Origin of the sequence: Actinomadura sp. KC345 (assembly GCF_004348515.1) — a bacterium.
Classification (GTDB): Bacteria; Actinomycetota; Actinomycetes; order Streptosporangiales; family Streptosporangiaceae; genus Spirillospora.
In genome coordinates, this window is sequence record NZ_SMKH01000080.1 from 21,886 (window position 1) to 28,113 (window position 6,228).

At 70.9% G+C, this 6,228-nt stretch carries 4 protein-coding genes; 2 read left to right on the forward strand and 2 right to left on the reverse strand.

Going from position 1 to position 6,228, the window contains the following annotated elements; all coding sequences use genetic code 11:
• The first annotated feature begins 105 nt into the window (after positions 1-105).
• Positions 106-807, forward strand: a complete 702-nt coding sequence (locus tag E1281_RS15850) for a DUF6882 domain-containing protein (protein WP_131878830.1) — start codon at positions 106-108, stop codon at positions 805-807.
• 21 nt (positions 808-828) lie between these two features.
• Here the strand turns inward: E1281_RS15850 and dnaE are convergent, their stop codons facing one another.
• Together dnaE and E1281_RS15860 are read right to left on the reverse strand one after the other, a co-directional pair.
• On the reverse strand, positions 829-4,359 hold the full coding sequence (dnaE, locus tag E1281_RS15855) for a DNA polymerase III subunit alpha (protein WP_131878832.1): 3,531 nt from the start codon (positions 4,357-4,359) through the stop codon (positions 829-831).
• A 126-nt stretch (positions 4,360-4,485) separates the two neighbouring features.
• A complete protein-coding gene (locus E1281_RS15860; protein WP_131878834.1) occupies positions 4,486-5,337 on the reverse strand; it encodes an AraC family transcriptional regulator in 852 nt (283 codons plus the stop codon).
• A gap of 291 nt (positions 5,338-5,628) precedes the next feature.
• Between E1281_RS15860 and E1281_RS15865 the strand changes: the two genes are divergently transcribed.
• Positions 5,629-6,033 carry a chorismate mutase gene (locus tag E1281_RS15865; protein ID WP_131878836.1) on the forward strand — a complete coding sequence of 135 codons (405 nt, stop codon included), beginning with the start codon at positions 5,629-5,631 and terminating at the stop codon, positions 6,031-6,033.
• Positions 6,034-6,228: the final 195 nt, after the last annotated feature.

The window sequence follows — 6,228 nt, forward strand, 5'->3', positions numbered from 1 at the left end:
CCCGCACCTCGTACGCTCCTCCTGTGAGTCCTCCGACAGCGAAAGCCTAGCCTGCCCGATTCCGGCCCACGCTCGCCTCGACCACTGGGATAATGTGTGCCCGACATGTCCGGCTTCAGTCCTGCGTTCGAACGCCTCGGCGCCGCGCTGGCGGCCGTCGTCCTGCAGCAGCAGGAGACGCTCGCCGAGTTCCTGCCGCGCGAGGACTGGAGCGCCGACCTGACCGCCCGCACCTACTCCAGCGGCGGGGTCACCGTCCGGGTCTCGCTGCTCGGCAGCTACGCCGCGCGCGAGCGCACCTGGCTGTGGGGATGGGCGAACCCGCAGTTCGGCGCCGCGCACCCGGCCGTCACCCCGACGCTCGGGATCCGGACGCTCGGCGAGCGGCTCGGCATCCCCGAGTTCACCACCCCCGAGGTAGACCTGTCCTGGTACGAGGGCCCCGCGGGGCACGGCGGTGAGCTGGTCGCGATGGCCGCCGGCGGCGTCCTCGGCGGGGCCGGGTACATCGGGGCCGGCTACGACGGCGGCTCGGCCTACCTGCACGTGGACGACCCGCAGGCGCCCCCGGCGCAGTGGGACCCGGTCACGCTCCCCCGGCTGCTGGCGAACGCGGCGAGCCTGTTCCCGCACGAGCCGCGGCTGACGCTCGCCGGGTTCCTGTCCCACCACCGGGTCGGATTCCGGCAGACCGACGTGCTGACCGAGGCGCTGCTGCCCGGCGGCGGCACGGCCCGCGCCGCGTTCGACGGCCTCGGCCGCTTCGTCAGCTGGAAGGCGGAACTGACCCCCGCCACCCTGGGCTGACCGCCGCGCTCACCGCGTCCTTCAGCCCAGGCAGGACGGGCCGAGGAGTTGCTTCAGGTCGCCGATCAGGGCCGGGGACGGCGCCACGCGGAGCTTGTCGTCCAGGCGGACGACCGTGGTGCGCGGCCCGTTCTGCAGGTGCAGGTGGACCTCCGCGGTGCCGGGGTGCGTGACCAGGACCTCCTTCAGGCGGGAGACCGTCGCCGGGGTGCAGCGGCCGAGCGGCATCGTCACCGAGAACGGGCCCCCCGCGTCGGTGACGGTCAGGTCCGGCTGGACGACCTCCATCGCGATGATCTTCGCGACGTCCTCGCGGCGGTCCAGCTTCCCCTTGACGATCAGGATCGCGTCCTCGGCGAGCAGCGTGGAGCACAGCTGGTACGACGACGGGAAGCACAGCACCTCGATCGAGCCGCCGAGATCCTCCAGCTGGAACATCGCCCAGGAGTTGCCCTGCTTGGTGACCTTGCGCTGCAGGCCGGACAGCAGGCCCGCCACGATGACGATCTGGCCGTCCGGCCGCTCGCCCTCGTTCAGCACGGCGATGGTGCAGTCGGCCTCGCGCTCCAGGATGTGCTCGACGCCGAGCAGGGGGTGGTCGGACACGTAGAGGCCGAGCATCTCCCGCTCGAACGCGAGCAGGGTGGTCTTGTCCCACTCCTCGCCCTCGGGGATCGTGACCGTGAACGCGTCGTCGCCGCCGTCGTCCTCCAGCGCGCCGAAGAGGGAGTCCTGGCCGATCGCCTCCTTGCGCTTGATGTCGATGACCGAGTCGATCGCCTGCTCGTGCACCATCAGCAGCGCCTTGCGCTCGTGGCCCAGCTCGTCGAACGCGCCCGCCTTGATCAGCGACTCCACGACCCGCTTGTTGCACACGATCGGCGGGACCTTGCCGAGGAAGTCGTTGAAGTCGGCGTAGACGCCCTTCTCCTTGCGGGCCGCGACGATCCCGTCCACCACGTTGGTACCGACGTTGCGGACCGCGGACAGCCCGAACCGGATCTCGGTGTCGCCGAGGGGGGTGAAGTCGGCCTCGGAGGTGTTGACGTCCGGCGGCAGGACCTTCAGGCCCATCCTGCGGCACTCGCTCAGGTAGAGGGCGCTCTTGTCCTTGTCGTCGCCGACGGAGGTGAGCAGGCCCGCCATGTACTCGGCCGGGTAGTTCGCCTTGAGGTAGGCCGTCCAGTAGGAGACCAGGCCGTACGCGGCGGAGTGGGCCTTGTTGAACGCGTAGTCGGAGAACGGGACGAGGATGTCCCACAGCGTCTTGACGGCCTCCTTGGAGAAGCCGTTGTCGACCATGCCCTGCTCGAAGCCGACGAACTGGGCGTCCAGCTCGGCCTTCTTCTTCTTGCCCATGACGCGGCGGAGCAGGTCCGCTTTGCCGAGCGTGTAGCCCGCCACCTTCTGCGCGATCGCCATGACCTGCTCCTGGTAGACGATCAGGCCGTAGGTGGTGTCGAGGATCTCCTTGAGCGGCTCCTCCAGCTCCGGGTGGATCGGGGTGATCTCCTGCTGGCCGTTCTTGCGGAGCGCGTAGTTGGTGTGGGAGTTGGCGCCCATCGGGCCCGGCCGGTACAGGGCGCCGACGGCGGAGATGTCCTCGAAGTTGTCGGGCTTCATCAGGCGCAGCAGCGAGCGCATCGGGCCGCCGTCGAACTGGAACACGCCGAGGGTGTCGCCGCGTGCGAGCAGGTCGTAGGTCGGCTGGTCGTCCAGCGGGAGGTCGAGCAGGTTGACGTCGATCCCCTTGTTCTTCTTGATCCCGCGGAGCGCGTCGTCGATGATCGTCAAGTTCCGCAGGCCGAGGAAGTCCATCTTCAGCAGGCCGAGCGTCTCGCAGGTCGGGTAGTCGAACTGCGTGATGATGGCGCCGTCGGCGTCCCGGCGCATGATCGGGACGTGCTCGGTGATCGTCTCCCCGGACATGATGACCCCGGCGGCGTGCACGCCGGTCTGGCGGATCAGCCCCTCCAGGCCCTGCGCCAGGTCCATGATCTGCTTGACGTCGGTCTCTTCCTCGTACAGCTTGCGCAGCTCGCCCGCCTCGCCGTAGCGGGGGTGCTTGTCGTCGAAGATGCCCGACAGCGGGATGTCCTTGCCCATCACGGCGGGCGGGAACGCCTTGGAGATCCGGTCGCCGAGCGCGTACGGGAAGCCGAGGACGCGGCCCGCGTCCTTGATGGCGGCCTTGGCCTTGATGGTGCCGAAGGTGGCGATGAACGAGACCTTGTCGGCGCCCCACTTCTCCGTCGTGTACTTGATGACCTCGGCGCGCCGGTCTTCAGGGAAGTCGATGTCGATGTCGGGCATGGACGCGCGCTCGGGGTTGAGGAACCGCTCGAAGATCAGCCCGTGCGGGATCGGGTCGAGGTCGGTGATGCCCATCGCGTACGCGATCAGCGAGCCCGCGGCGCTGCCCCGCCCCGGCCCGACCAGGATGCCGTTCTCCTTGGCCCACATGATGAAGTCGGCCACGACGAGGAAGTAGGACGGGTAGCCCTTGCCGAGGATGACGCCCATCTCGTACTCGGCCTGCTGCTCGTAGCCGTCCGGCAGTCCGCGGGGGAAGCGGCGGTGCAGGCCCTTCCAGACCTCCTTGCGGAACCAGGTCTCCTCCGTCTCGCCCTCGGGGACGGGGAACCGCGGCATCAGGTCCCGGAACTCGAACATGCCGGCCGGGTCGACCCGCTCGGCGATCATGAGGGTGTTCCGGCAGCCCTCGGCCCAGATGTCGGACGAGTCGATCGCGCGCATCTCGTCGGCGGTCTTGATGTAGTAGCCGCTGCCGTTGAAGCGGAACCGGTCGGGGTCGGCCAGCTGCTTGCCGACCTGGACGCACAGCAGCGCGTCGTGCGCGGTGGCCTCGGACTCGTGCGTGTAGTGCGAGTCGTTGGTGACCACCGGCGGGATGTTCAGCTTCTTGCCGATGTCGATCAGGCCCTGGCGGACCCGCTTCTCGATGTCCAGGCCGTGGTCCATCAGCTCCAGGAAGTAATTGTCCTTGCCGAGGATGTCCTGGAACGTCGCCGCGGCCTTGAGCGCCTCGTCGAACTGGCCGAGCCGCAGCCTCGTCTGGACCTTGCCGGACGGGCAGCCCGTGGTCGCCATCAGGCCGTCCGCGTGCTCGGCCAGCAGCTCCTCGTCCATGCGCGCGTACTTGAAGACGAAGCCCTCGGTGTAGGCGCGGCTTGAGAGCTTGAAGAGGTTGTGCAGGCCGGCCTTGTTCCGCGCCCACAGCGTCTTGTGGTTGATCAGGCCGCCGCCGGAGACGTCGTCGCGCTTCTGGCTCGGCTCGCCCCACTGGACCTTCTTCTTGTGGTACCGCGACTCGGGCGCCATGTAGGCCTCGATGCCGATGATCGGCGTGACCCCGGCCGCCGTCGCCTGCTGGTGGAACTCGTAGGCGCCGTGCATGTTGCCGTGGTCGGTCATGGCGATCGCCGGCATCTCCTGCCGGCCCACCTCGTCGAACATCTGCTTCAGGCGGGCGGCTCCGTCGAGCATGGAGTACTCCGTATGGACGTGCAGATGAACGAAAGAGTCGGCCATGCCTGCTGCGCCTCCTGCTCGTCGCATGCGAACGCCCGCGCGCCTGTCCGGCGCACGTCGCGTTATCGGTCCCGGGGGAAGATCGTCAACCCGGCCGGGGCGCCGGGATGACGCGGTGATGAGAGCCTAACCCGCCCCGCGCGGCCCCCGCGCGCCGACGCGCCCAATGCCCCGGGCACTACGGTAGGCGCCCGGAGGGACACCCAGGGTGCGCTTGAAATGGCGGGTCAGATGGGCCTGGTCGGCGAAACCCGTGCGTGCCGCGACGTCCGCCGGAGGGAGTCCCCCGTCCAGCAGGGTGCGCGCCTCCCGCACGCGCACCTGGTTGAGGTAGGCGTGCGGCGGCAGGCCGACCGCGTCGCGGAACGCCCGCAGCAGCGGGAACGGGCGCGCCCCGACGGCCTCGGCCAGCCGCTCCAGCGGCGGCGGGTCGACGAGGTTCGCGTGGAGGATGTCGCGGGCCTCGCGGACGGCGGGCGGCATCGCGGCGGACGCCTCGGCCGGCCGGACGCGCGCGTGCCGGGCCAGCATGCCCGCCAGGGCCGTCCTCAGCAGGGTGGACGCCGCCAGCGCGTCGCCCTTCTCCCCCGCCCGGTGGACGGCGCGCAGCAGGCCGGCGGCGGCGGGGTCGTCCACGACGGGCTCCGGGAACGCCGGGGTGCCGCGCGGGGCGCCCAGGTCCGCGGCCACCTCGGCCATGACGTCCACCGGCGGGTACAGCACGCGGTACGCCCAGCCCTCCGGCGTGCCCGCGTACCCGCCGTGGACGACGCCCGGGTTGACGGCCACGATCGAGCCCGTCCCGGCGCGCTCGACACCGCCGCCGTGCTCGAACTCCTCCACGCCCGCCTCGATCACGGCGAACACATAGGTGTCGTGGGTGTGTCGGTTGTACCGGTGCGTCACGAAACGCGCCCGGAGCAGGTCGACCTCCGGCAGCGCCGGATGCCGGTAGTGGTGCGCGACCTCTACTGCCATACGGGCATCAGCCCCCCTGCCGCACGGTTTATTTCGTTCTCACTGGGCGAGACGCTCTGTCCGGAGTTTGGCTGCCGCCTCTCGTACCGCATACCATGCGCCCGTGGAACGTCGCCATTTCGTGTTTACGCAGCCGGCTCCGGGTGAGCCGGTCGCCGCGACCTGAGCGACGACCCCGGAGCCGGCCGAGGCGGAGCCCATCCCGGGCTCTGCCTTTTCTGTTGAACGGAAGCGGCCCCGGGCACGGACTCCCCCTTGCGCGGACGGCCGCCGCACGAGAGGGACCCCGACATGCACGACAAGGTCATCGACCCCGCCGAAGGCGACCCCGCGGAGATCGGGGCGAACTGCCCCGCCTGCCGGCCGCCCGCGGACGGCGCCGCCGGCGAGCCGCGCGCCGCGGAGCTGCGCGTCGCGCTCCCGTCCGCCGCGGCCGTCACCACGCTCGGCGACGCCAGGGCCGCGATCGACGACCTGGACGCCGCCCTCGCGACCCTGCTGGAGCACCGCGCCGCGGTCGCCGCCGCCGTCCAGCGCCTCAAGCCCGTCGGCGGGTTCGCCGGTCGCGACCCCGGCCGCGAGCGGCGGATCGTCGAGGCGATGGCCGTCCACGCCCCGTCGCTCGGCCCCGACCGCCTCGGCCGCATCATGAACGCCGTCATCGAGGCGGGGCTCGACGCCGCCGGGGAGCGGTGACCGCCGTGACGGGGCCGCAAGAACGTTCAAGAACGCGGGCGGGGCGGGGCCCTAGCGTCGGCCGCATGAGCGTTGCCGAAACCGGGGCCGGGGAGGACGCGGCGCCGGACGAGCGTGCGCGGAAGGCCGCCGTGCGCGACGGCCTCGGCGTCGGGATCGCCGTCGGCACGTCCGGGCTCGCGTTCGGGGCGGCGG

Coding starts and splice junctions, on each gene's coding strand:
- E1281_RS15860 (WP_131878834.1), bottom strand. CDS start 5,337: ATGGCAGTAGAGGTCGCGCACCACTACCGGCATCCGGCGCTGCCGGAG.
- E1281_RS15865 (WP_131878836.1), top strand. CDS start 5,629: ATGCACGACAAGGTCATCGACCCCGCCGAAGGCGACCCCGCGGAGATC.
- dnaE (WP_131878832.1), bottom strand. CDS start 4,359: ATGGCCGACTCTTTCGTTCATCTGCACGTCCATACGGAGTACTCCATG.
- E1281_RS15850 (WP_131878830.1), top strand. CDS start 106: ATGTCCGGCTTCAGTCCTGCGTTCGAACGCCTCGGCGCCGCGCTGGCG.